The sequence below is a fragment of the Streptomyces sp. NPDC059567 genome (assembly GCF_042735655.1).
Classification (GTDB): Bacteria; Actinomycetota; Actinomycetes; order Streptomycetales; family Streptomycetaceae; genus Streptomyces.
Map to the genome: position 1 here is coordinate 725 of NZ_JBHWBS010000061.1, position 23,174 is coordinate 23,898.

A 23,174-nucleotide genomic window follows, 5' to 3' on the forward strand; every position below is an offset into this window, starting at 1 on the left:
GGCGCCCGGGCGGGGCGCGGACGCCCCGGGCCGGCGCGGGCCCGGGGGGGCGGGGGCGCCCCGGGCGCCCCCGGGCGGACTAGGTGTCGCCCCGGCCGGGGGCGGGGCGCGGTTGCGTTTGCGGGGCGCGCCCCCGGGGCGGTCTCAGCCCGCCGGCGGAGTGATCGTCAGGCTCTCGATGACCACGTGGTGGTCCGACCGCGGGGTGTCGGCGACCAGGCACCACCGCCGGGCCTCGCTGCTGAACAGGTAGTCGAGCTTCCAGCCGCCGTCGTGGGTGTCACGGCCGGTGCGCGCCGCGCCCTGCTGGTCGCACTCCTGGTAGCCGGGGGTGCCCGGACCCTGGGAGTACAGCCCGGCCGGCCAGATCCAGGCGTCGGGGTTGCCCGGACGGTCCGGCGGGCTCGCGTTGAAGTCGCCGCCGAAGGCCACCTTCGGGGAGCCGGAGACGACCTGCTTGATCTCCGCGAGCTGGTCGTCGCGGTAGTCCCAGTCCGGGTGCTCCGGGTTGGCGTTCTTCGTCGACACGTGCACGCTGCAGAGCCGTACGCCGAAGTACGTCGCCGTCGCGCACTGGAACGGCGGGTTCAGCCCGGTCCAGGGCTGCGTCGTCGGGTACTGCTGCGCGTCCGCGAGACCGGCCTTGACCACGATCGCGGTGCCGACGAGGTCGTTCGGGTCGGAGCCGGCGCCGGTCGCGCAGGGGCTCGGGGTCCGCACGCCCTTCTGCGACCAGTGGTACGGCGCGAAGCTCTTGCTCCAGCCCGCGCCGAGCTTGGTCATCAGGTCGTCCAGACCGCTCGCGCAGACCTCCTGGAGCAGGACGGCCTGCACGTAGTGGCTCTGTACGTACTGTTTCACCACGTCGGACTTCTCGGCGGCCGTGCCGGTGTTCGTGCATCCCCACCGCTCGACACCGCACATGTTCCAGCTCATGACCTGCAGGTTGGTCCCCGGCGGCGGTGTCGCCGCCGCGGGCGCGGCCTGCGCCGTCGCCCCGGACGCCGACGCGCCGGACAGGGCCAGAAGGGCGGCGCCGAGCGCCCCCCACAGTCTCTTCCTCAAGTGGATCCCCCATGATCGTCAGGATGACGACGGCACTCTACGGGGCGATCGACGCGGTGACGGCATAGGTGTGTTTCAGGAAGCGCAGCAGGGCCGTGGTGTCGAACTGGACGACCGCGACACCGTCCGTCGTGTGGAACTCGACCACCGTCTGCACCCGGCCGCAGGGCCAGACGCCGATGTCGCCGCGCCGCGTCGGGGCGCGCATCCCGGTCTCCAGGAGGGCGCGCGGGAAGGACCACTCGATGTTGCCGGGGAAGACGAAGCGCACGGTGGCGGGGGTCGCCTCGGGATCGAAACGCAGGGCGACGGGGACGGGGCGAGAGAGCGGGGCGTCGGTGATGATCCGTCCCTTGGCGTGATCCTCGACTGCTCGGTCATCCGCGGTGGGGGACATCGAGTCACTCCTCACACTCGTCTCATTTACCCCCTAATGTCCCATATTTCGCGGCGCGCGCGTGGCGAGCGCTGCCTTTCTGTGATCTGTGCGCTCTTGCAAGTGCTTTGCAGGAACGCTCATCATTCGGGACGTGCATGTACCTGACGGATTCATCAACGCCCCCGTATCCGCCGTCGCCGGTGTCGTGGCCGTCGGCGCCGTCGCCGTCAGCCTGCGCGGTGCCCGACGCGAACTGGACGAGCGGGCCGCCCCGCTGGCCGGGCTCGTCGCGGCCTTCATCTTCGCCGTGCAGATGCTGAACTTCCCGGTCGCCGCCGGGACCAGCGGACATCTGCTCGGCGGTGCGCTCGCCGCGATCCTCGTCGGGCCGTACACCGGCGTGCTCTGCATCGCCGTCGTCCTGCTCATGCAGGGCATCCTCTTCGCGGACGGCGGACTCACCGCGCTCGGCGTGAACATCACCGTCATGGGCGTGGTCACGGTCGTCGTCGCGTACGCGCTCTTCCGCGGCCTCGTCCTCGTCCTGCCGCGCACCCGCCGCTCGGTGACCGTCGCCTCCTTCGTCGCCGCGCTCGTCTCCGTGCCCGCCGCGGCCGCCGCCTTCACCCTCGTCTACGCCATCGGCGGCACCACCGACGTACCGCTCGGCAAGGTGCTCACCGCGATGGTCGGCGTCCACACGCTCATCGGCATCGGCGAGGCCGCCATCACCATGCTGACCGTCGGCGCGGTCGTCGCCGTCCGCCCCGACCTCGTCTACGGCGCCCGCGGCCTGAGCACCCCGCTCAAGCTCCGCGTGAACGGCGCACTGGTCGACGCGGCCCCGGCCACCCCGGCCGCCGAGCCCGGCTCGCCGAAGAAGGTGTGGATCGGCGGCCTGATCGCCGCCCTCGTCCTGGCCGGCTTCGTCTCCTTCTACGCCTCCGCCAGCCCCGACGGCCTGGAGAAGGTCGCCGCCGACAAGGGCATCGACAAGAACGTCGAGGAGCACGCCACGGCCGACTCCCCGCTCGCCGACTACGGCGTCAAGGGCGTCGAGGCGGCCAGGCTCTCCGGCGGCCTCGCGGGCGTGATCGGCGTGGGCGCGACCCTCGCCGTGGGCACCGGCGCGTTCTGGATGGTCCGCCGCCGCCGTACGGAATCGTCCGGAGCGCAGGTCTGACATGGGCGCGGGGCACACGCACAAGCTGTACCGGCAGGGAGACTCGCCGGTCCACGCGCTGCCCCCGCACACCAAGCTCGTCGCCGTCCTCGCCTTCGTCGTGGTCGTGGTCTCCACGCCCCGCGAGGCGGTCTGGGCCTTCGCCCTCTACGCCGTCCTGCTCGGCGTCGTGGCGGCGCTGGCCCGGATCCCGGCCGGGTTCCTGCTGCGGCGGCTGCTGATCGAGATCCCGTTCGTGGCCTTCGCGTTCCTGATGCCCTTCGTGGTCCCCGGCGAGCAGACGGAGGTCCTCGGGATCTCCGTCTCCGTCCCCGGCCTGTGGGGTGCCTGGAACGTCCTCGCCAAGGGCACCCTAGGCGTCGCCGCCTCCGTGCTCCTCGCCTCCACCACCGAACTGCGCGCGCTGCTCCTCGGCCTGCAGCGGCTGAAGCTGCCGCCCCTCCTCGTCCAGATCGCCTCCTTCATGATCCGGTACGGCGATGTGATCACCGACGAGATGCGCCGGATGTCCGTCGCCCGCCGCTCGCGCGGTTTCGAGGCGAAGGGCGTACGCCATTGGGGTGTTCTCGCCAAGTCCGCGGGCGCGCTCTTCATCCGCTCCTACGAGCGCGGCGAGCGCGTCCATCTCGCGATGGTCAGCCGGGGGTACGCGGGGTCCATACCGGTCATCGACGAGGCGACGGCCACCCGGACCCAGTGGACGTACGCCGCCGTCCTGCCGCTCGCCGCCCTGCTGATCTGCCTGCTCGGATGGACGCTATGAACGTTGCCCCCTCGCTCGAGGTCCGCGGCCTCGCCTACGCCTACCCCGACGGCCACCAGGCCCTCTTCGGTGTCGACCTGACCGTCGCGCGCGGCGAGCGGGTCGCCCTGCTCGGGCCCAACGGCGCCGGCAAGACCACGCTCGTCCTCCACCTCAACGGGATCCTCACTGGCGGCGCCGGCACGGTCTCCGTCGCCGGAATGCCCGTCGAGAAGCGGAACCTGGCCGAGATCCGGCGCCGGGTCGGGATCGTCTTCCAGGACCCGGACGACCAGCTGTTCATGCCGACCGTCCGCGAGGACGTCGCCTTCGGTCCGGCCTCGGCCGGGCTGCGCGGCGCGGAACTGGAGGCCGTCGTCCACCGCGCGCTGGAACGCGTCGGGATGGCCGAGTACGCGGACCGGCCGCCGCACCACCTCTCCTTCGGGCAGCGCCGACGCGTGGCGGTGGCCACCGTCCTCGCGATGGAGCCCGAGATCCTCGTCCTGGACGAGCCCTCCTCCAACCTCGACCCCGCCTCGCGCCGCGAGCTCGCCGACGTCCTGCGCTCCCTGGACGTCACCGTCCTCATGGTCACCCACGACCTGCCGTACGCCCTGGAGCTCTGCCCGCGCTCGGTGATCCTCAGCGAGGGCGTGATCGCCGGGGACGGGCCCACGGCCGACGTCCTCGCCGACGGGGAGCTGATGGCCCGCAACCGCCTGGAACTGCCGTACGGCTTCTCCCCCCGCCCGGTCGCCTGACCGTTCCCGACCCCGGAATCGGGGGTCCCGGTCCGGCGTTGCACCATGGGGGCGCGACGGATCCGGTACGAGCGAGAAGGAGTGTGGGACGTGGACGTCCGGGGCACGGTGGCGGCGGGATTCGAGCCGGTCAGGGACGCGTTCCTGCGCAACTTCCACGACCGCGGCGAGCGGGGCGCGGCACTCGCCGTCTACCGCGACGGCGTGAAGGTCGTCGATCTGTGGGGCGGTACGAAGGACGTCGACGGGGACGCCCCGTGGGCCGTGGACACCGCGCAGGTCGTCCGCTCGGCCACCAAGGGCGTCGCGGCGGCCGTACCGCTGCTGCTGCACCAGCGCGGGCAGCTCGACCTGGACGCGCCCGTCGGCACGTACTGGCCGGAGTTCAAGGCGGCCGGCAAGGACCGGGTGAGCGTACGGCAGTTGCTCGCGCACCGGGCCGGGCTGCCGGTCCTCGACCGGCCGCTGACGCTCGCGGAGGCGATCGACCCGGTGATCGCCCAGGCCGCGATCGCCGCGCAGGGCCCGGTCTGGGAACCGGGCACGGCACACGGCTACCACGCCCACACCTTCAGCTGGCTGACCGGCGGCCTGGTCCACCGCGTCACCGGCCGCACCATCGGCCGCTGGATCGCCGAGGAGATCGCCCGTCCGCTCGGCCTCGACCTCTGGATAGGTCTGCCGCCCGAGGAGGCGGCGCGGGTCGGCCGCCTCGGCCCGGTGGAGGAGCTGGAACCCGCCGACAGCGGCGCCCTGAAGCTGCGCCCCAAGCGCTCGGTCACCGAGGCCTACCGCGACCCGAACTCCCTCACCCGGCGCGCCTTCGGCGCCATCGACCCCAAGCCCGACGAGAACGACCCGGCGTACCGCGCGGCCGAACTGCCCGGCTCGGCCGGCGTCTCCACCGCCCGCGCCCTGGCCCGCTTCTACGCCGCCACCCTCGGCCCGGTCGACGGCGGCCCCCGCCTCTTCGCCCCGGCGACCCTGACCCTCGCCCGCACCGAGGAGTCCGCGGGCCCCGACCGCGTCCTGATGGTCGGCACCCGCTTCGGCCTGGGCCACATGCTCCACGGCCCGGCCTCGCCCCTCCTCGGCCCCACCTCCTTCGGACACCCCGGCCGAGGCGGCTCCCTGGGCTTCGCGGACCCCGAATCGGGCATCGCCTTCGGCTACGTGACGAACGGCATGCGCAAGACGGTCACCGCGGACCCACGCGCCCAGGCCCTGGTGCGAGCGGTGCGGTCGGTGCTGTGATCGGCGCATGGACAGGTTCGAGGGGTATGCGGCACTGATCACCGGCGGGGCGCGCGGCATCGGGGCCGCGACCGCGCGCAGGCTGGCGGAGGAGGGCGCGCGCGTCCTGGTCGCCGATGTGGACGAGGAGGCGGCGCGGGAGACGGCCGGCGGGCTGCCCGGGGCCCGAGCCGTGCGGTGCGATGTCGGGGATCCGGAGTCGGTGGCCGCGGCCGTCGCGTACGCCGCGGAGGAGTTCGGCGGGCTCGACGTGCTCGTCAACAACGCGTTCGCGCGGGATCTGCCGGACGTCGGACCCTTCGAGGACGAGCCCGAGGACGGCTGGCGTCGCCAGTTCGACGTCACGCTGATGGGCGCGGTCCGCTGCTCCCGGGCCGCGCTGCCCCTGCTCGCCGCGGGCGGGCGCGGCGCGATCGTCAACATCGGGTCCGTCAACGCCGAGGCGTACTTCGGCAACCACGCCTACAGCGCGGCCAAGGCGGGCCTCGCCTCCCTGACCCGGACCCTCGCGGGCGCCGCGGCCCCGCACGGGGTGCGGGTCAACCAGATCACCCCCGGCACGATCGCCACCCGCGGCTGGCACTCCCGGGAGAAGCAACTGGCCGCACTCGCCGACCGCGTCTACCCGCTGGGCCGGGTCGGCACCCCGGAGGACGTGGCCTCCGCGGTCGCCTTCCTCGCCTCCCGTGACGCGGCCTGGATCACCGGCACGGACCTCCGCGTGGACGGCGGGCTGCTCGCCGTGAACTCGCACTTCGCCGAGGTGCTGGGGGAGTAGGCTCCGGCCCCGGTCAACTCGCGTGCAGCATCAGGCCGATGCCCACCACCATCAGACCCGCCGCCGCCACCCGCGGCCCCCCGAACCGCTCCTTGAAGAAGAGCGCTCCGATGGCCGCGCCCACGATGATCGAGGACTCCCGCAGGGCCGCGATCGGGGCCAGGGCCGCCTTCGTCTGGGCCCAGAGGACCAGACCGTACGCGCAGACCGAGAGCGCCGCCCCGAGCAGCCCCCGGACCGCGTGCGGCCGGAGCTGGGGCAGGAGCGCGGACCGGCGGGTCCACAGCGCGTACGCCGGGATGGCCAGGCCCTCCAGGACCATCAGCCACGCGATGTAGCCGAGCGGGGTGCCCGAGGCGCGTACCCCGACGCCGTCGACGACCGTGTAGCCCGCGATGGCCAGGCCCGTCGCCCCGGCCGCGAGCAGCGCCGGCCAGTCGGGGCGGCGGCCGGAGCCGCGAACCCCCCACAGGGCCAGGCCGGTCAGACCGGCGCATGCGAACGCCACCCCGGTGAGCTGCCAGCCGTCCGGGATCTCGTCGACGAAGACGGCCGCGAGGAACGTGACGGCCAGCGGGGCCGTACCCCGCGCGATCGGGTACATCTGGCCGAAGTCGCCGAGCGTGAACGACCGCATGAGCAGGGCCATGTAGCCCACGTGCAGCACGGCCGACACGATCAGGTACGGCCATGCCCCGGCCGCGGGCAGCGGTACGAAGAAGGCCGCAACGCCCCCGATCAGCGCCCCGCCGCCGGAGATCAGCGTGAAGGAGAGCAACTGGTCGCGGATCGTGTGGGCGAGCGCGTTCCAGCCGGCGTGCGTCACGGCGGCGAGCAGCACCGCCGCCGCGACCAGCGGCGTCACTTGGTCCGCTCGCGGACGTCCACGAGCGCGCCGCCCGCGTGGGCGATCAGCGACTTGGGGTCCAGCGCGAACACCGTGTGCGGGGTGCCGGCAGCCGCCCACACCACGTCGTGGTCGAGCAGCCCCCGGTCGGCCAGGACCCGGGTCCGGGTGCGGTGCCCGAACGGCGGGACGCCCCCGATCGCGTACCCCGTGGTCTCCCGTACGACCCTCGCGTCGGCCCGCGTCACGGCCTCGACGCCCAGCTCCTCGCGCACCCGGTCCACGTCGACCCGCGAGGAGCCGTCCATCAGGACCAGCACCGGGACCCCGTCCGCCGCGAAGATCAGCGACTTGACGATCTCGGAGACCTCGCAGCCGATGGCCTCGGCGGCCTGCGCGGCGGTGCGGGTCTCGTCCGGGAACCGGCGGATCTCGACGTCGAGGCCGAGCTCCCGAAGGGCCGCGGCGAACTGGGGGTGGGCGTGGGATTCAGGAGAGGTCATGGCCCGCACGCTAGCGGTCGGTGTACGGGCCACGCGACTGGATTGGTCCGGGTCGGCTCCGGGCTCAGCCCGCGATCGGCCCCCGGGCTCCCGCGTCGCGCCGGAAGCAGGGCCGGCCAGCGATCGGCCCCCGGGCTCCCGCGCCGCGCCGGAAGCAGGGCCGACCCGCGATCGGCCCCCGAGGTCCCTCCGAGCTCAGCCCGCCCGCAGCACGCTCGCGACCACCGGGCCCGCCGCGTCGCCGCCGTGCCCGCCCTCCTGCACGACGGCCGCGGCGGCCAGGTCGTCGGAGTAGCCGGCGAACCAGCTGTTGGAGGTGGACTGGCCGTCGACCTCCGACGAGCCCGTCTTCGCCCCCTTGACCCCGCCGACCGACGCCATCGCCTTCGCGCCCGTTCCGTCGCCCGTCGCCGCCGCCCGCATCATCGAACGCAGCTGGCGGGCCACCGAGTCCGGCAGCGAACGCGAGGCCTCGGCGAACGTCCGGCCGTCCAGGTCCCTGGACACCAGGAACGGCTGCTTGAACGTCCCGTACTTCGCGGTGGCGGTGATCGAGGCGATGTTGAGCACGTTCATCTGCACCGTGCCCTGCCCGATGTACTGCGCCGCCGCCGTGCCGTGCGTCGCCTCGGGGACGGACCCGTCGAACGACTTGATGCCCGTCTTCCAGTCGAGGTCGATCCCGAAGACGTCCCGGGCCTCCTTGCCGAGCGCGGAGTCGTCGTCGACGTCGTCGATCCACTTGATGAACGCGGTGTTGCAGGACTTGGCGAAGCTCCGGGAGAAGGGCACGTCGCCGAGCGCGAAGCCGTCGAGGTTGTGGAAGGGCGTCCCGTAGTACGTGACGTCCTTCGGACACGGCGCGGTCCCGCTCGCCGTCACGAAGCCCTTCTCCAGGAGCATCGCCGCCGTGACGATCTTCAGGGTCGAGCCGGGCGCCTGCTGGCCCTCGAACGCCGTGTTGAAGCCGGCGGACGGGCTGTTGGCCACCGCCCGTACCTCGCCCGTCGACGGCTTGATCGCCACCACCGACGCCTGCCCGTACTTCTTCACCGACCGCTCGGCCGCCGCCTGGACGGCCGCGTCGATGGTCGTCTCGAGCCGTCCGGGCTTGCCCGGGACGTGGGTGACGAGGGTGGTGTCGGGGACGCCCTCGGTGTCGGACTGGATGAAGGTCTCGACGCCCGGCTCGCCGCCGACCCTCGTCCCGTACTTGTCGCGCAGCTGGTCCAGGACCGGCCCGAGCGAGGGGTACTTCTCCTTCGTCAGCTCGACGCCCTTGCGGTCGACGGCCTTGACGGCGCCCGTCTTCGCCGCGCCGGTGCGCAGGGTCGACTTCTGGGTCAGCTTCGGGTGGATGACGCTCGGCTTCCACTCGACGAGCGGCCGCCCGGTGGTCAGCCCGCGCACCACGGTCAGCTCCGAGGCGTACGTCCAGGGCTTCGACTGCCCCTCGTACGTCACGGTGGCGTTCACCGTGAAGGGCACCTTGGCGCCGACCGCCTTGCCCGGGGTGATCTCGGCCTTGGAGACCTTCGCGCCTTCGCGATAGTTCAGCACGGCCGGCCCGGCCTCGACGGGGTTGTTGGTCGCCTGCGCGGCACGGTCGGACTCCCCGGCCGCCCAGGCGGCCAGGAACTCCTTCGCGGCGCTCTCGACCTCGTCCCCCGTGACGGGCCCGGATCTCTTCTCCGCCCCCTGGGTGCTCGCCCCCGAGCCGTCGTTGATCCCGCCGGCCAGCGTGTAGCCCCCGTAGAGGACTCCACCCGCGACGACGACGAAGACTCCTCCGACGATGGCCACCTTCGCTCCACTGCGCACGATTGCGCTCCCCTCCCCAGGCGATCATGGAAGCCTAGGTGACAGGTGTGACACGGGTGACGGTTGTTACCGGAACGGAATCACCAGGCCCTGCCCGTACGGGACTTGGGAATCCGGCTATGCCCAGGTGTCCAGCCACATCCTGTTCCGCCACTGGCCCATCGGAATCGACGTGCCGTGTAGATCGGCCAGACAGCTGAAGCCTTGCGGATCAAAGGCAGACTGGCTCTGACCAGCGACTTCCCATCTGTCTGGGGCCGGTGGCCGCCCTGTGGGCCGTCCATGGGCCGTGGCGAGAGCCTTCGCGGACGGGTCCTGCCCTGGAGACGATGGGAGAGAGCCCTCAGCGGGGAGTCCACCATGGACCCTCAGGCACGGCGTAAACGGCTACTCCCTCGCATCGCCGTGCTCTCAGCGGTGCTGATTTTGGTCGCCATAGTGCTGCTGTTCCTCATGGAGGGCGAAGGGGCCGCGCCGCCATCGGGAGGGGAGGCGGAGGCGGCGATGCCAACGACTGGGCAGGATTGGCAATAGGGGCACGGGGCGCGCTGGGTGGTATCTGGAGTGCCTACACGTCACACAAGCTGTCACGCAGCACCCAACGGGCAGAGGCGCAGCACGGCCACACCGCAAGCTGGTCCCGCGATGCAGCGCCCCACCGGCGGCCGCATGAACGTAGGCACTAACTGATCGTTGCAGAATGAGGTTCGCAGGCGGCGGAGGCATATGAGGCTGCAGGCCAGCTCGAGGAGGCCCTGGTGGAGATCGGCGCGTCGTTCGTATCGCCGGGGCTTGCGGCGGGGACGTCCCCGCCGACCCCGAATCGGCGGAACGGCGTCCAGCAGCGGCAGGAGCTGGGTGACGTCATGCCGGTTCCCGCCGGTCAGCGTCACGGTGAGCGGGGCTCCGTGGCGGTCCACGATCAGGTGGTGCTTGGAGCCGGAACGGGCGCGGTCGACGGGCGAGGGACCGACGTGATCCCCCCTTTGAGGGCCCGGACGTGCGACCCGTCCACGGAACAGTCGTCCAGGTCCAGCAGGGCGGCGCGCCGAAGCTCGGCCAGCAGGGCGGCATGCAGGCGTGGCCAGACGCCGGCCTCGGTCCAGTCCCGCAGCCGACGCCAGGACGTCACTCCGGAGCAGCCCACGGTCTCTGCGGGGACATCGCGCCACGCGACACCGGTCCGCAGCACGTACATGACGCCGGCGAGTGCTACCCCGGTCGGGAACGCGCAGCCGACCGGGGTAGCAGCGGCGCCGTTCGGGAGCGGGCGGCAGCAGCGGGGCCACCCGCTGCCACAGGTCGTCAGGAACAAGATCAGCACGCATTCCTGACACCCTGCCGACAAGATCACTGAGCACAAGACCCGCGACTCAAGTCACTGAAGCGATCAGTAAGGAGGCACGGCCCGTGGCACCCACCGCTGTTCGCGCCGCCGCCACGAATGCTGCGATCGCCGGGTGGGTGCCGCCGCCCGCGCGGAAGGCGACCTTCGAGCGGCGGAAGAGGGGCAGCCGGGTCAGGACCACGTCCTCGGGGGCGTGTGCGGTGGCCATCTCCGGTATGAATCCGGCGCCTTGGCCGATGGCGGCCAGTGCCAGGACCGTACGGAAGTCGTTGACCTGATGGCGGATGCGCGGCTGGAATCCGGCTGCCTGACAGGCGCGCACGGCCATCGCGTGACCGGTCGTGCCGTCCCGGGCCGTGATCCATGGGGACGTGGCCCACGGTCCGAGCAGCTCGGCCAGCGTTTCGCCGCGGGCGACGAGACCGGTGGCGGGCGCGCCCCTGGTGGCCAGGTACATCGGCTCCTCCAACAGGGGCACCTGGTCGACCGTGGTGTCCGGTGACGCGGGCACGAAGTCGTAGTCGTGGACGAGGGCCACGTCGAGTTCGCCGGCGCGTAGGCCGTCGGAGACCCGCGCCGAGTCGATCTCCTGCACCATCGGTTCCAGCGCGGGATGCCGCTGGGCCAGTTCGGCCAGCGTGGCGGGCACGATCGCGGGGCCGCCAGAGGGGAACGTCCCGATCCGCAGTGGCCCGCCGATGCCCTCGCGTGCCCCGGCCAGCTCGGACACGGCCAGTTCGAGGCGTTCGAGGACGGCATCGGCGTGGGTGACGAGGGTGCGGCCCGCGGGGGTGAGCACCACCCGTCTGCCACTTCGTTCAAGCAGGGGTACGCCCGCCTCGCGCTCAAGCACGCTCAGCTGCTGGGAGACGGCCGAGGCGGTGAAGGTCAGCGCCTCGGCGACGGCCGCGATGGTGCCGCGTCGGTCCAGCTCGCGCAGCAGGTGGAGACGTCGGACATCGAGCATAAGGTGAGCTTACGCATGAGGAAAGAAACATGAACTGGATCTACTGGGTTGGTGTCGGTCAGGCTGGGCGTATGAAGCCCGAAGCGAATCTCACCGGCCTGTTTGTCCCCTTGGTGACTCCGTTCACCGACGACCTGCGCCTCGCCCCGGACGCGCTCGCCTGCCTCGCCGACGAGGCGCTGGCGGCCGGCGCTCGGGGACTCGTCGCCCTGGGCACCACTGCGGAGGCGGCCACGCTGACCACCGAGGAGAAGCGGGCCGTGGTCCGCATCTGCTCGGCCGCCTGCCGGGCACACGGAGCTCCGCTGATCGTCGGCGTCGGCACCAACGACACCGCCGCCGCCATCACGACACTGCGGGAGCTCGCTCAGAGCGGTGACGTCGCCGCGGCGCTGGTTCCCACGCCGCCCTACACCCGGCCCGGCGAGGCGGGAACGCTGGCGCACTTCACGGCACTCGCCGAACACGGGGGCCTGCCGCTGGTCGTCTACGACATCCCGTACCGCACCGGTCAGTCGCTCAGCACCGGCACTCTGAACGCGCTCGGGCACCTACCGGAGGTCGTCGGGGTCAAGTACGCGACCGGTGCGATCGACGCGGCCGCGATGGAACTGCTCGGCTCGTCGACACCGGGCTTCGCGGTGCTCGGTGGCGATGACGCCGTCATCTCGCCGCTGCTCGCGGCGGGCGCCCGCGGCGGCATCCTGGCGTCGGCCAATGTCCGCACCGCTGACTTCGCCGAGCTGATCTCGCTGTGGCAGCGAGACGCCACCGGACCGGCCCGCAGGCTGGGAATGGAGCTGGCCCGGCTGTCCGCCGCGCTCTTCGCCGAGCCGAACCCGACCGTGATCAAGGGGGTGTTGCACGCCCAGGGCCGTATTCCCAGCCCGGCCGTCCGACTGCCGCTGCTGGCCGCCTCCGCTGATTCGGTCCGCCTAGCGGCGGACCTGTCCGCCACCAGGACCCACCAAGCCCACCAAGGGACCGCGGCCTGAGACAGACCCGTGGTCCCCGGGGGAACCCCGTAGACCTTCGATGCAAGCCGATTGGGCCCGGCCCGCTCCTGTGCCGCCACACTCCCCACATGGGCGAGCCGTCCAGGCGGCCAAGACGGCGGGTCGATCCACAACGTGGACCTGTCAGCGGCTGTGATGTTGAGATTGCGACGATGCCCGAATGACTGATGAGATCCGCAAGACCTACCTGCAGGCTGCCGAGAAGGCGGTGCACCTGCTGGCCACAGACCAGGTAGCCCGACGCTGGGAGACCGAATCCGTGCTCCCCGGGATGTCAGTGGGTGGGCTGGCCGGCCACCTTGCGCGTAGCGTCCTCCAGGTCGAGTGGTTCCTCGACGGTCAGGTAGTCGGCGCAGAACCGGTGTCACCGGTTCGGTACTACGCGCGGCTCGCCGATACGTCGTTGCCGGACTCTGCGCTGAACGTCGGGGTGCGTGCCCGCAGCGAGGAAACCGCCGCGGCCGGGTCCGCTGTCGTGGCTGAGCAGGCCCGGGCAGCGTGGATGCGGCTGACGCAGCGGCTGGGCATGGAGTCGGCCGATCGGCGGGTGGCTGTCCTTCACCGGCCGGGAGAGGAGATGTTGCTCGACGGATACCTGCAGACCCGTTGCGTCGAGCTAGCGGTTCACCTTGATGACCTCGCGCTCAGTGTCGACGCGCCATGCCGAGTGCCCGATGCTGCGCTCGCCATCGCGGTGGATGTGCTCGTTGCCGCCGCCCGGGACCGGCACGGCGACCAAGCCGTGTTGCATGCGCTCGCCAGGCGTGAGCGTGACGTTGACCAGGCCCTACGTGTGTTGTAGGTACGCTGGAGATCGTGAGCCGACTCAATCGGTCCGACGTCGACAACGCGACGCTCGACGCACTGCGGATCACGACGGACCGTCTGTGCTCCGAGTACCCGTTCATGCCGAGTGACCAGCTCCTGATCGAGGGCCGTCAGTGGTTGCGCCGGGTTGTCGAGCTGCACTCCAAGAGCCTCACGCTCGCCCAACACCGGGAAGCGCTCGCCCTTTCGGGGTGGCTTTGCCCTCCTCGTTGGCTGCGTGGAGTACGACTCCGGCGACCGTCACGCGGCCGAATCGACACGACGCGCAGCGCTCTCGATCGCGACAGAGGCAGATCACGCGGAAGTGGCCGGATGGGCGCACGAGATGCGGGCCTGGTTCGCTCTCACGACCGGCGACTACCGGGGAGTCATCGCTGCGGCTCAGGCCGGGGCGGAGGTCGCCGCCCATCACGGCGTAGCGGTGCAGCTCGCGGGCCAGGAGGCGAAGGCTTGGGCGTGGCTCGGGGACCGGCGTCAGGTGGAAGTCGCGTTGGGACAAAGGCCGGCGGCTGCTCGAAGGGATGCCGCACCCGGAGAACCTGGACGACCACTTCGTGGTCGATCCGGCGAAGTTCGACTTCTACTCGATGGACTGCTACCGCCTGGTGGGCGAGGACCGGCTTGCCCGGAACCTCGCCGAGGAAGTGCTGCGTGCGGGTACGGACTTCGATGGAACAGAGCGCTCGCCGATGCGCAACGCGGAGGCGCGCGTGACGCTCGGCGTAACGGCGGCCCGCGAAGGTGACCTGGAGCAGGCGCTCATCATGGGGGAGCGGGCGCTCCAGGGCGACAGGCAGTCGGTCCCCTCGCTCATCATGACGAGCCGCGAGCTGGCCGCCGAGGTCAAGCGCCGGTACAGCCACGAGCCATCGGCTCAGCACTCCCTCGCGCACCTGCGTGCGCTGGGCCAGGAAAAGCCCGGCTTCCTGCCCAACTAGCAAGCGCTCCCCCCTCCTCGGACCCCGGTTTCGCGCTGAGACCGGGGCGCCGGCGTCTCCCTTGCTAGACGCTAGAGGGCAGGTCAGGGCTGTGATTGGTCGCTAGCGGGGTTGCTAGACCTAGCAACCCCCATCGCTAGACCTAGCGGCGCGTTCGGGTGCCCGTCTGCCCGTGGGAGAGGCTAGAAGGTGCGGCCGTTGGCCGCTCGACCCTTGGCAGCTCGCTTCGCTCGCGCTGCGGTGCGCGCCGTCGGGGCGAGGTGCTCTGCGCTCCGCGGCTTGTCTTGTCGCTTGTCGCCTCGGACGTCCGTGTGCCTCCCGAGGCATGGAAGGGGCTTCTGACCTGCGTGGCGACAAGCGACAAGACAAGTGACAAGCGACAAGCGGGCGACAAGCCGGGCCCTGAGGCGGAGATCGAAGAGCCCACATGCCTCGGCGTGCGCGGGGCTGGTCTCTTCTCGCGGGACGTGGAGCGAGTGCCCCTCAAGGCAAGAGGAGCACCCCTGCGCCCGGGTGCTCCTCTTGCCTGAAGGATCAGCGTCCGCAGCCCACCCCCCTCTAAGAGTTTTCTGACCTGCGGTGATGCTCTTAGGGGAGCGCTGATCTTGCGGACGCTGCGGACGCTGGCGGACGCTATACATTCTGTTTAGCGTCCGCATGGAAAGTACAGGTCAGTGGGGGTCCGGAGAGGGCGGGGGACGCTGCTCTCTCTCAACTCTCTAGTTTGAGCAGGGAGGCTTTTCAGAGGGGGGCCGGTGGTGGGCACCCGCCGTCACCCCCTCCTGAAAAGCCTCCCTGGAGCGCCACGCAGCGTGTGGAGTCCGTGGCCGCCTGCCCCGGACGGCATTCCAAAGCTAGGACGCGCCCGCCTCAAGCAGTTCCTTGGCCTGTGCCTCGTCCCGCGGAATCTCCTTGCGGACCAGTGGCTTGACCACGAGCGGGACGAGGACCCTGCCGATGCCGTGCGGCTCGAGGTCGAGGGACAGCGTCAGCCGGGATCGCTGGCCGTCGTCGAGCGGCTCGATCGTGCCCCGGAGGTCACTGCGGACCGGGCCGTCGACGCCGTGGAAGTGCCAGCTGCGCGGCGGGTCGAACTCCGTGACCTCCATGGTCATGGGGACCTCCAGGCGCCCGATCTGCCGCTGCACCTGGAAGCGAGAGCCGACGCTGAGCGGCCCTTCACTCAGGGTGCGTACCGCTGCGGCGCTCTCCTCCCACTCCGCGATGTGGTTCGGATCTGTCATGTACGTGAAGACTTCGTCGGGGCGACGGGAGATGTCGATGCTTTCTTCGATGCGGGACATTGCGCCCCCTTCGGGTAGCCCCTAGGACAAAATGATCCCACGGGGCGAGGAGGGCGACCATCGGCCGCCGCGGCCCGGCGAGCCGCCTGCGGCGCCACACCAGAGCCTGGCCCTGCCGGCCGTGATCGACGATCTTCATCGAACCCCAGCCCGGGAACGATCACTGTGCTAGGCAGCGGTGATCATTCTCAGCGCCAGAGGCTGTACCAGTCCCAAGGCCGGGCTAGGACTCCCGGCCCGCGCCTGATCGCAGCCCCGCGTCGGCGCCCATCGGGGATTCGGGAAGCTCAAGGCCGGAGTCCACAAGCCTCACTCATCCTGGCTCCGCGAACCCGCCCAAGATCATTTGCCAGGCAGGTCCTAGTGGCTACTGCCTACTGCCCAATCGACTGGTGAGAGCACCTGTGTGGGCAGTAGGGGGCGCTCTACTGCCCACTTGCCAGTAGGCAGTAGGCAGTAGAGCCACGCATGGCCCCGGCTACTGGGTAGAGGGGGCGGCACCCCAGTACCGGGTAAGCCGCCGTGCCTCCGCTCTCGCTGGGGCCGTGGGCGCCCGAGGGTCGCCCGCCCGAAGGGCGGTCCTTAACGGCGGCCAACAATCACCAAGGGGGCGCGGTCACCGGCCGTGCCCTCTTCGTGTCTTTTTCCTGTTAGACCCAGGTGTCCAGCCACATCCGATTGCGCCACTGGTCCATCGGAATCGACGTGCCCGTGTAGATGGGCCAGAAATAGATGAAATTCCAGACGATGAGGAGAACGAGAACTCCCGCCCCCACCGCCCCGAACGTCCGGCGCCTTTCCGACGAGCCCGGTGGGCCGATCATCGCGCCGATCATCATGGTCACCGCGAGGCACAGGAACGGCACGAACACCACCGCGTAGAAAAGGAAGATGGTGCGTTCCTGATAGAGGAACCACGGCAACCAGCCCGCCGCGATTCCGCATGCGATCGCGCCCGCCCGCCAGTCCCGGCGGAAGGCCCAGCGCCACAGGATGTACAGGATCGCGAAGCAGGCCGCCCACCACAGCAGCGGTGTGCCGAGGGCCAGGACCTCCTGGGCGCACTTCTCCGTCGCGTTCGCGGGGCAGCCCGCCGTGCCAGGTGCCGGGGACTCGTAGAAGTACGAGACGGGGCGGCCCAGGACGATCCAGCTCCATGGGTTCGACTCGTACGTGTGCGGCGAGTTCAGGCCCACATGGAACTTGTAGACCTCGGTCTCGTAGTGCCACAGGCTGCGCAGCCAGTCCGGCAGGAAGGCCCAGGTCCCGCCGCCGTTCAGCTTGTCCTGCTCCGTCGCCCAGTTCCGGAAGTACCCCTTGTCCGTGACGATCCAGCCCGTCCACGTGACCAGGTACGTGACGATCGCGACCGGCACCACCGAGACGAACGCCGGGATCAGGTCGCGCCGCAGCACCGCGGCGTACGGCCGGACCGCGCCCGCCGTGCGCCGGCCGCCCACGTCCCACACCACGGCCATCAGACCGAACGCGGCCATGACGTACAGGCCGTTCCACTTCGTCGCCGCCGCGAGCCCCAGCATCACCCCCGCGGTGAGCCGCCACGGCCGCCAGCCGAGCCGCAGGGTCTCCGCGATGTCCACGTCCGGCCGCAGGACCCCCTCCTCGTCCACGGGCAGCTCCCGCGCCAGCCTCCGCCGCGCCCAGTCCCGGTCGACGACCAGACAGCCGAAGGCGGCGAGCACGAAGAACATCAGCACCTGGTCGAGCAGCGCCGTACGGCTCATCACGAAGTGCAGACCGTCCACCGCGAGCAGCAGTCCGGCCAGACACCCCAGGAACGTGGAGCGGAACAGCCGCCGCCCGATCCGGCACAGCATCAGCACCGAGAGGGTGCCGAGCAGCGCCACCATGAACCGCCAGCCGAAGGGCGTGAAGTCGAAGATCTTCTCGCCCAGGCCGATGACCCATTTGCCCATCGGCGGATGGACCACATAGCCCGGCTCGGTGGGGATCGCGACCGCGCCGGGGTCGGCGAGGATCGACTTGTCGATGTCCTTCGGCCACGCCCCCTCGTAACCCTGGTTGATCAGTGCCCAGGAGTCCTTGGCGTAGTACGTCTCATCGAATATCACCGCGTTCGGCTTGCCCAGGTTCCAGAACCGCAGCAGCCCCGCCAGCAGCGCCACCAGCAGCGGACCGCCCCAGGCGGCGAGCCGCCAGATCACGTCCCCGGCGCCGGGAGCGACCCCGAGCAGCGACCACAGCCGCTTCGACGGTCGTGTGTACGACGGCACGAGACGCTCCCGCAGCCCCGGCCCGGCAGCCCTCGAAGCGGGTGGTGCGTAGCCGAAGCGCCGCAGACGCTGCTGCCACGACGGGGGCTCTTCCACGGCGTGCTGACCCTGCAGGGTCTCGGGTGCGGTACTGGTCACCGCGCCATCGTAGGGAACGCGCCTGTGCGAGTCGCCTGTCCGGGCTGGGAGGATGACCCATGTGACAGGAACGCTGGTACTTGCAGGGACGCCCATCGGGGACATCGGGGACGCGCCGCCGCGGCTCGCGGCCGAGCTGGAGACCGCCGACATCGTCGCGGCGGAGGACACCCGGCGGCTGCGCGGCCTGACCCGGGCCCTCGGGGTGCACACGTCGGGCCGGGTCGTCTCCTACTTCGAGGGCAACGAGTCCGCCCGTACGCCCGAACTGGTCGAGGCGCTCGTCGGCGGCGCGCGGGTGCTGCTCGTCACCGACGCGGGGATGCCGTCCGTCTCCGACCCCGGCTACCGGCTCGTCGCCGCCGCCGTCGAGCAGGACATCAAGGTCACCGCCGTCCCCGGCCCCTCCGCCGTGCTGACCGCGCTCGCCCTGTCCGGGCTGCCCGTGGACCGCTTCTGCTTCGAGGGCTTCCTGCCGAGAAAGGCCGGCGAGCGGCTCGGGCGGCTGCGGGAGGTCGAGCAGGAGCGCAGGACCCTCGTCTACTTCGAGGCCCCGCACCGGCTCGACGACACCCTCGCCGCGATGGCCGAGGTCTTCGGCGCCGAGCGCCGGGCCGCCGTCTGCCGCGAGCTGACCAAGACGTACGAGGAGGTCAAGCGCGGCGGCCTCGCCGACCTCGCGGAGTGGGCGAAGGACGGCGTACGGGGCGAGATCACCGTCGTCGTCGAGGGCGCCCCCGAGGCCGCGCCCGCCGAACTGGACGCCGAGGAGCTGGTGCGCAGGGTGCGGGTGCGCGAGGAGGCGGGGGAGCGTCGCAAGGAGGCGATCGCGGCGGTCGCGGCCGAGGCGGGGCTGCCCAAGCGCGAGGTGTTCGATGCCGTCGTCGCGGCAAAGAACGCGGCTGCGACGGGCCCCGGAAAAGGTAAAGAGCTATCGTGAAAAGCAAAGCGAAACCCGCGCGGCGGGCCTCCTGAGGGCCTGAGAGCAAGGGAACGCCAAAGAGCGTTCCATTGTTCGTCCGGCGCTGATGCGCTCCGGCCCGAAAAGGCGTCCACTGGATCGGTGGAGAGGAGCTGGCATGAGTGAGATCACCGGCACCGGCATACCCGTCGCCCACGAGGCGTACGCCTTCGCCTGCATGAGGTGCGGGTACGGCTGGGAGCAGGCGTACGACATCGAGCACCACGTCGACGCGGCCGGCCAGGAATTCATCGTCTACAAGGCCGGCGGCGAACGGGTCCCCTCGCCGCTGTCCAGCCCGACCTGCATGAACTGCGGCGCGCATGTCGTCCGCATCATGCGCGCGGGCCAGGTTTCATCGGTCCTCGACTCCTGGGAGCAGGCCTACCATCCGCGCGCGGCCGGAGCCGCCGAAGCAACCGGGGCGAAGCGGCCGGTCACGCCCGCCGGCCCGATCGGCCTGGCGGGGCCGATCGGTCAGGACCTCGAACGGGGCGAGGCGCCGGAGGGGGACGCTCCCGGCCCGGTGTACGTGAAGGAATCCCGCAGGCGCCATCTGTCGGACCTCTTCCACCGCAAGCCCCCGGCGTCGTAACCCCGGCTCCGGGATCACACCCACCGACCCGTGGGCCACCGGCTCCGCAGCCGGCCGTCCCGCAGGCCACCGCGAGTGAACTCATGGCCCCTCGTACGATCGGGGTCATGAGTTCCAAGGACGCCCCGCCGCCGCTGCCCGAGCCCCTCCTGGTGCCGGTGGCGGACTCGCACACCCACCTGGACATGCAGTCCGGCACCGTCGGGGAGGCCCTCACCAAGGCCGCCGCCGTCGGCGTCACCACCGTCGTCCAGGTGGGCTGCGACCTCAAGGGCTCCCAGTGGGCCGCCGAGACCGCCGCCGCGCACGAGAACGTGCATGCCGCCGTCGCCCTCCACCCCAACGAGGCACCCCGGATCGTGCTGGGCGATCCGGACGGCTGGTCCCGCCAGGGCGCCCGCGAGGCAGGCGGGGACGCGGCCCTCGACGAGGCCCTCGCCGAGATCGACCGGCTGGCCGCCCTGCCGTACGTCCGGGCCGTCGGCGAGACCGGCCTGGACTACTTCCGCACCGGCCCCGAGGGCAAGGCCGCCCAGGAGCGCTCCTTCCGCGCCCACATCGAGATCGCCAAGCGGCACGGCAAGGCGCTCGTGATCCACGACCGCGAGGCCCACGCCGACGTCCTGCGCGTCCTGGACGAGGAGGGCGCGCCGGAGCGGACCGTCTTCCACTGCTACTCCGGCGACGCAGAGATGGCCGAGATCTGCGCCGCGAAGGGCTACTACATGTCCTTCGCCGGCAACATGACCTTCAAGAACGCGCAGCCGCTGCGCGACGCCCTCGCCGTCGCCCCGCTGCAGCTCGTCCTCGTCGAGACGGACGCCCCTTTCCTCACCCCGGCGCCGTACCGCGGACGGCCGAACGCGCCGTACCTGATCCCGGTCACCGTCCGCGCGATGGCGGCCGTGCGCGGGATCGCGGAGGAGGAGCTCTGCGAGGCGATCGCCGTGAACACGGCCACCGCCTTCGATTACTGATGCATAACGGTTACGTGTTGTAGTCGGGTCGTTTTGGAGAGTGATCGCCGCCGGGGCTAGGGTCCCGGCCTCGTGAGCACTTCCCAGGGCAGTCACCGAGCCGGACGGCGGGCAGCGGACCTGCCCGTCCACGAGCAGCCCACCCAGGCCGCCCCGCTCGTCCTCCCGGGCCAGACCCCCGGCCGGCCCGCCGGCCAGGCCCCGGGTCAGGCTCCCGGCCAGGCCCCGGGTCAGGCTCCCGGCCAGGCCACGGGCCGCGCCGAGGCCCGGCGCGCCGCCCGCCGCCGCAAGGCCAGGCCCGGCCCCGGCGAGGGGCTGCGGCGCATCGTCCCGCAGGCCCTCGTCGTCGCCTTCCTCGCCGGCGGCACCAGCGCCTTCGTCGCCAACGACAAGGCCATCCGGCTCTCCGTCGACGGCGTACCGCGCACCCTGCACACCTTCGCCGACGACGTCGACGAGCTCCTCGCCGACGAGGGCCTGGCCGTCGGCTCCCACGACATCGTCGCCCCGGCGCCCGGCGAGGACCTGGCCAGCGGCGACGAGGTCGTGGTGCGCTACGGCCGGCCCGTCGCCCTCACCCTCGACGGGCAGCGCCGCCAGGTGTGGACCACGGCCAGGACCGTCGACGGCGCCCTGCGCCAGCTCGGCGTCCGGGCCGAGGGCGCGTACCTCTCGGTATCCCGCTCCGCCCCCATCTCCCGCCAGGGCCTCGCCCTCGACGTCCGTACCGAACGGACCGTCACCCTCCTCGCCGACGGCCGTGCACGGACCCTGCGCACCAACGCCGCCACCGTCCGCGAGGCCGTCGAGGAGGCCGGGATCACCCTCTCCGGCCAGGACACCACCTCCGTACCGCCCGGCTCCTTCCCGCGCGACGGCCAGACGATCACCGTCATGCGGATCACCGGCACCAAGGAGGTCCGCGAGGAGCCGATCCCGTACGCCGTCGAGAGGACCCGCGACCCCGAGCTCTTCGCGGGCACGGAGGTCGTCGAACGGCAGGGGGTGCGGGGCGTGCGCCGGGTCACGTACGCCCTGCGGACCGTCAACGGCGTCAGGCAGAAGCCGAAGAAGATCGGCGAGGAGATCGTGCGGGAGCCCGTCACCCGCAAGGTGAAGGTCGGCACCCGGCCGCTGCCCTCGTCGGTGACCGGTGCGGACGGCCTCGACTGGGGCGCGCTCGCGGCCTGCGAGTCCGGCGGCCGGCCGAACGCGGTCGACCCCTCGGGGACCTACGGCGGGCTCTACCAGTTCGACCCCGGCACCTGGCGCTCCCTCGGCGGCAGCGGGACCGCCCAGAACGCGCCCGCATCGGAACAGACGTACCGGGCGAAGAAGCTCTACGTGCAGCGCGGCGCGAGTCCGTGGCCGCACTGCGGCCGAAGGCTCTACCGGTGAGCCGTAGGCTGTACCGGTGAGCACCACCACCGGCCCCGAAGGCCCCGACGCCCTCCTCGGCCCCGCCGACATCCGTGAACTGGCCGCCGCCCTCGGCGTGCGCCCCACGAAGCAGAAGGGCCAGAACTTCGTCATCGACGCCAACACGGTCCGGCGGATCGTCCGCACGGCCGACGTGCGCCCCGACGACGTGGTCGTGGAGGTGGGCCCCGGGCTCGGCTCGCTGACCCTGGCGCTCCTGGAGGCCGCGGACCGGGTGACGGCCGTCGAGATCGACGACGTCCTGGCGGCCGCGCTGCCGTCGACGATCGCCGCGCGTCTGCCGGGGAAGAAGGACCACTTCGCGCTGGTCCACTCGGACGCGATGCACGTCGAGGAGCTGCCGGGCCCGCCGCCCACGGCGCTCGTCGCGAACCTCCCGTACAACGTGGCCGTGCCGGTCCTGCTGCACATGCTGGACCGCTTCCCGACCATCGACCGGACGCTGGTCATGGTCCAGGCGGAGGTCGCCGACCGGCTCGCGGCGAAGCCCGGGAACAAGGTGTACGGCGTGCCGTCGGTGAAGGCGAACTGGTACGCCGAGGTGAAGCGGGCCGGCGCGATCGGCCGCAACGTCTTCTGGCCCGCGCCGAACGTCGACTCGGGTCTCGTCTCGCTCGTCCGCCGTACGGAGCCGGTGGCGACCACCGCGTCCAAGGCGGAGGTCTTCGCGGTCGTCGACGCGGCCTTCGCGCAGCGCCGCAAGACCCTGCGGGCCGCGCTCGCCGGCTGGGCGGGCTCGCCCGCGGCGGCGGAGGAGGCACTGGTGAAGGCCGGGATCTCGCCGCAGGCGCGGGGCGAGGCGCTGACGGTGGAGGAGTTCGCGCGGATCGCGGAGGCGAAGGCGTGAGCGGTACGGGTACGGGTACGGGACGGGCGCCCCAGGGCGGCCTCGGCGGCGCGGCGACGGCGACCGGCGGCGCGGACGTGACCGGCGCGGGCTCGGGAGTCGGGCCCCAGGGCGGCCTCGGCGGCGCGGCCACAGCGGCCGGCGCCGGCCCGGACGCCGCCCGGCGCGTCACCGTACGGGTGCCCGCCAACGTCAAAGTGCAGCTGGCGGTCGGCGCGGCGCGC

The 23,174-nt window shown here is 71.7% G+C and carries 21 protein-coding genes and 2 pseudogenes; 14 read left to right on the forward strand and 9 right to left on the reverse strand.

Going from position 1 to position 23,174, the window contains the following annotated elements:
• Positions 1-144: 144 nt before the first annotated feature.
• Positions 145-1,065, reverse strand: coding sequence for an endonuclease/exonuclease/phosphatase family protein (locus tag ACFVZW_RS24280; RefSeq protein ID WP_384524864.1), 921 nt, complete (start codon positions 1,063-1,065; stop codon positions 145-147).
• Positions 1,066-1,102: 37 nt separating this feature from the next.
• The gene (locus ACFVZW_RS24285) at positions 1,103-1,462 is read right to left on the reverse strand and encodes an SsgA family sporulation/cell division regulator (RefSeq protein ID WP_384524867.1); all 360 of its coding nucleotides are present in this window, start codon (positions 1,460-1,462) and stop codon (positions 1,103-1,105) included.
• A 133-nt stretch (positions 1,463-1,595) separates the two neighbouring features.
• Here ACFVZW_RS24285 and ACFVZW_RS24290 point away from each other — a divergent pair, with 133 nt between their 5' ends.
• The 5 genes from ACFVZW_RS24290 to ACFVZW_RS24310 are packed head-to-tail and all read left to right on the forward strand — an operon-like array spanning position 1,596 to position 6,165.
• Positions 1,596-2,627, forward strand: coding sequence for an energy-coupling factor ABC transporter permease (locus ACFVZW_RS24290; protein ID WP_384524870.1), 1,032 nt, complete (start codon positions 1,596-1,598; stop codon positions 2,625-2,627).
• Between the two features lies 1 nt (position 2,628).
• Positions 2,629-3,390 (forward strand): cobalt ECF transporter T component CbiQ, encoded by a 762-nt coding sequence (cbiQ, locus tag ACFVZW_RS24295; RefSeq protein WP_384524873.1) that lies wholly within the window; start codon positions 2,629-2,631, stop codon positions 3,388-3,390.
• Positions 3,378-4,133 (forward strand): energy-coupling factor ABC transporter ATP-binding protein, encoded by a 756-nt coding sequence (locus tag ACFVZW_RS24300; protein WP_384524876.1) that lies wholly within the window; start codon positions 3,378-3,380, stop codon positions 4,131-4,133. The genes cbiQ and ACFVZW_RS24300 overlap by 13 nt, the downstream gene beginning before the upstream one ends.
• Positions 4,134-4,178: 45 nt before the next feature.
• Positions 4,179-5,387: a serine hydrolase domain-containing protein gene (locus ACFVZW_RS24305; RefSeq protein WP_384524879.1), complete on the forward strand. Its 1,209-nt coding sequence runs from the start codon at positions 4,179-4,181 to the stop codon at positions 5,385-5,387.
• A 7-nt stretch (positions 5,388-5,394) separates the two neighbouring features.
• Positions 5,395-6,165, forward strand: a complete 771-nt coding sequence (locus ACFVZW_RS24310; RefSeq protein ID WP_384524882.1) for an SDR family NAD(P)-dependent oxidoreductase — start codon at positions 5,395-5,397, stop codon at positions 6,163-6,165.
• A 13-nt stretch (positions 6,166-6,178) separates the two neighbouring features.
• On the opposite strand, the gene ACFVZW_RS24315 is transcribed toward ACFVZW_RS24310, so the two are convergent.
• From ACFVZW_RS24315 to ACFVZW_RS24335, 5 genes and pseudogenes are all read right to left on the reverse strand, one after another.
• Entirely contained in the window at positions 6,179-7,030 is an 852-nt protein-coding gene (locus ACFVZW_RS24315; RefSeq protein WP_383560256.1) for an EamA family transporter, read from the reverse strand.
• Positions 7,027-7,515, reverse strand: coding sequence for a YbaK/EbsC family protein (locus ACFVZW_RS24320; RefSeq protein ID WP_384524885.1), 489 nt, complete (start codon positions 7,513-7,515; stop codon positions 7,027-7,029). The genes ACFVZW_RS24315 and ACFVZW_RS24320 overlap by 4 nt, the downstream gene beginning before the upstream one ends.
• A gap of 195 nt (positions 7,516-7,710) precedes the next feature.
• Positions 7,711-9,336: a penicillin-binding transpeptidase domain-containing protein gene (locus tag ACFVZW_RS24325; RefSeq protein ID WP_384524888.1), complete on the reverse strand. Its 1,626-nt coding sequence runs from the start codon at positions 9,334-9,336 to the stop codon at positions 7,711-7,713.
• Positions 9,337-10,034: 698 nt separating this feature from the next.
• Positions 10,035-10,664: pseudogene (locus ACFVZW_RS24330) on the reverse strand (IS5 family transposase); the annotation flags it as partial.
• Between the two features lie 45 nt (positions 10,665-10,709).
• Positions 10,710-11,651, reverse strand: coding sequence for a LysR family transcriptional regulator (locus ACFVZW_RS24335; RefSeq protein WP_384524891.1), 942 nt, complete (start codon positions 11,649-11,651; stop codon positions 10,710-10,712).
• 71 nt (positions 11,652-11,722) lie between these two features.
• Here ACFVZW_RS24335 and dapA point away from each other — a divergent pair, with 71 nt between their 5' ends.
• The 3 genes from dapA to ACFVZW_RS24350 all read left to right on the forward strand — a co-directional run bounded on the left by dapA (position 11,723) and on the right by ACFVZW_RS24350 (position 14,433).
• A complete protein-coding gene (dapA, locus tag ACFVZW_RS24340; protein ID WP_384524894.1) occupies positions 11,723-12,646 on the forward strand; it encodes a 4-hydroxy-tetrahydrodipicolinate synthase in 924 nt (307 codons plus the stop codon).
• 181 nt (positions 12,647-12,827) lie between these two features.
• A complete protein-coding gene (locus tag ACFVZW_RS24345; RefSeq protein ID WP_384524897.1) occupies positions 12,828-13,469 on the forward strand; it encodes a maleylpyruvate isomerase N-terminal domain-containing protein in 642 nt (213 codons plus the stop codon).
• Positions 13,470-14,016: 547 nt separating this feature from the next.
• Positions 14,017-14,433 (forward strand): hypothetical protein, encoded by a 417-nt coding sequence (locus ACFVZW_RS24350; protein WP_384524900.1) that lies wholly within the window; start codon positions 14,017-14,019, stop codon positions 14,431-14,433.
• An 854-nt stretch (positions 14,434-15,287) separates the two neighbouring features.
• Here the strand turns inward: ACFVZW_RS24350 and ACFVZW_RS24355 are convergent.
• Positions 15,288-15,737, reverse strand: coding sequence for an SRPBCC family protein (locus ACFVZW_RS24355; protein ID WP_384524902.1), 450 nt, complete (start codon positions 15,735-15,737; stop codon positions 15,288-15,290).
• 650 nt (positions 15,738-16,387) lie between these two features.
• Complete coding sequence (locus tag ACFVZW_RS24360; protein ID WP_384524905.1) at positions 16,388-18,130, reverse strand: dolichyl-phosphate-mannose--protein mannosyltransferase; 1,743 nt, start codon at positions 18,128-18,130, stop codon at positions 16,388-16,390.
• Positions 18,131-18,182: 52 nt separating this feature from the next.
• Between ACFVZW_RS24360 and rsmI the strand changes: the two genes are divergently transcribed.
• From rsmI to ACFVZW_RS24390, 6 genes and pseudogenes are all read left to right on the forward strand, one after another.
• Positions 18,183-19,070 carry a 16S rRNA (cytidine(1402)-2'-O)-methyltransferase gene (gene rsmI / locus ACFVZW_RS24365; protein ID WP_384524908.1) on the forward strand — a complete coding sequence of 296 codons (888 nt, stop codon included), beginning with the start codon at positions 18,183-18,185 and terminating at the stop codon, positions 19,068-19,070.
• A gap of 139 nt (positions 19,071-19,209) precedes the next feature.
• Entirely contained in the window at positions 19,210-19,686 is a 477-nt protein-coding gene (locus ACFVZW_RS24370) for a hypothetical protein (protein ID WP_384524911.1), read from the forward strand.
• Positions 19,687-19,793: 107 nt separating this feature from the next.
• A complete protein-coding gene (locus ACFVZW_RS24375; RefSeq protein ID WP_384524914.1) occupies positions 19,794-20,663 on the forward strand; it encodes a TatD family hydrolase in 870 nt (289 codons plus the stop codon).
• 72 nt (positions 20,664-20,735) lie between these two features.
• Complete coding sequence (locus ACFVZW_RS24380) at positions 20,736-22,061, forward strand: ubiquitin-like domain-containing protein (RefSeq protein WP_384524917.1); 1,326 nt, start codon at positions 20,736-20,738, stop codon at positions 22,059-22,061.
• A 16-nt stretch (positions 22,062-22,077) separates the two neighbouring features.
• Positions 22,078-22,950 (forward strand): 16S rRNA (adenine(1518)-N(6)/adenine(1519)-N(6))-dimethyltransferase RsmA, encoded by an 873-nt coding sequence (gene rsmA / locus ACFVZW_RS24385; protein ID WP_383560236.1) that lies wholly within the window; start codon positions 22,078-22,080, stop codon positions 22,948-22,950.
• Positions 22,947-23,174, forward strand: a pseudogene (locus tag ACFVZW_RS24390) (sensor histidine kinase); the annotation flags it as partial. The gene rsmA and the pseudogene ACFVZW_RS24390, both read left to right, overlap by 4 nt.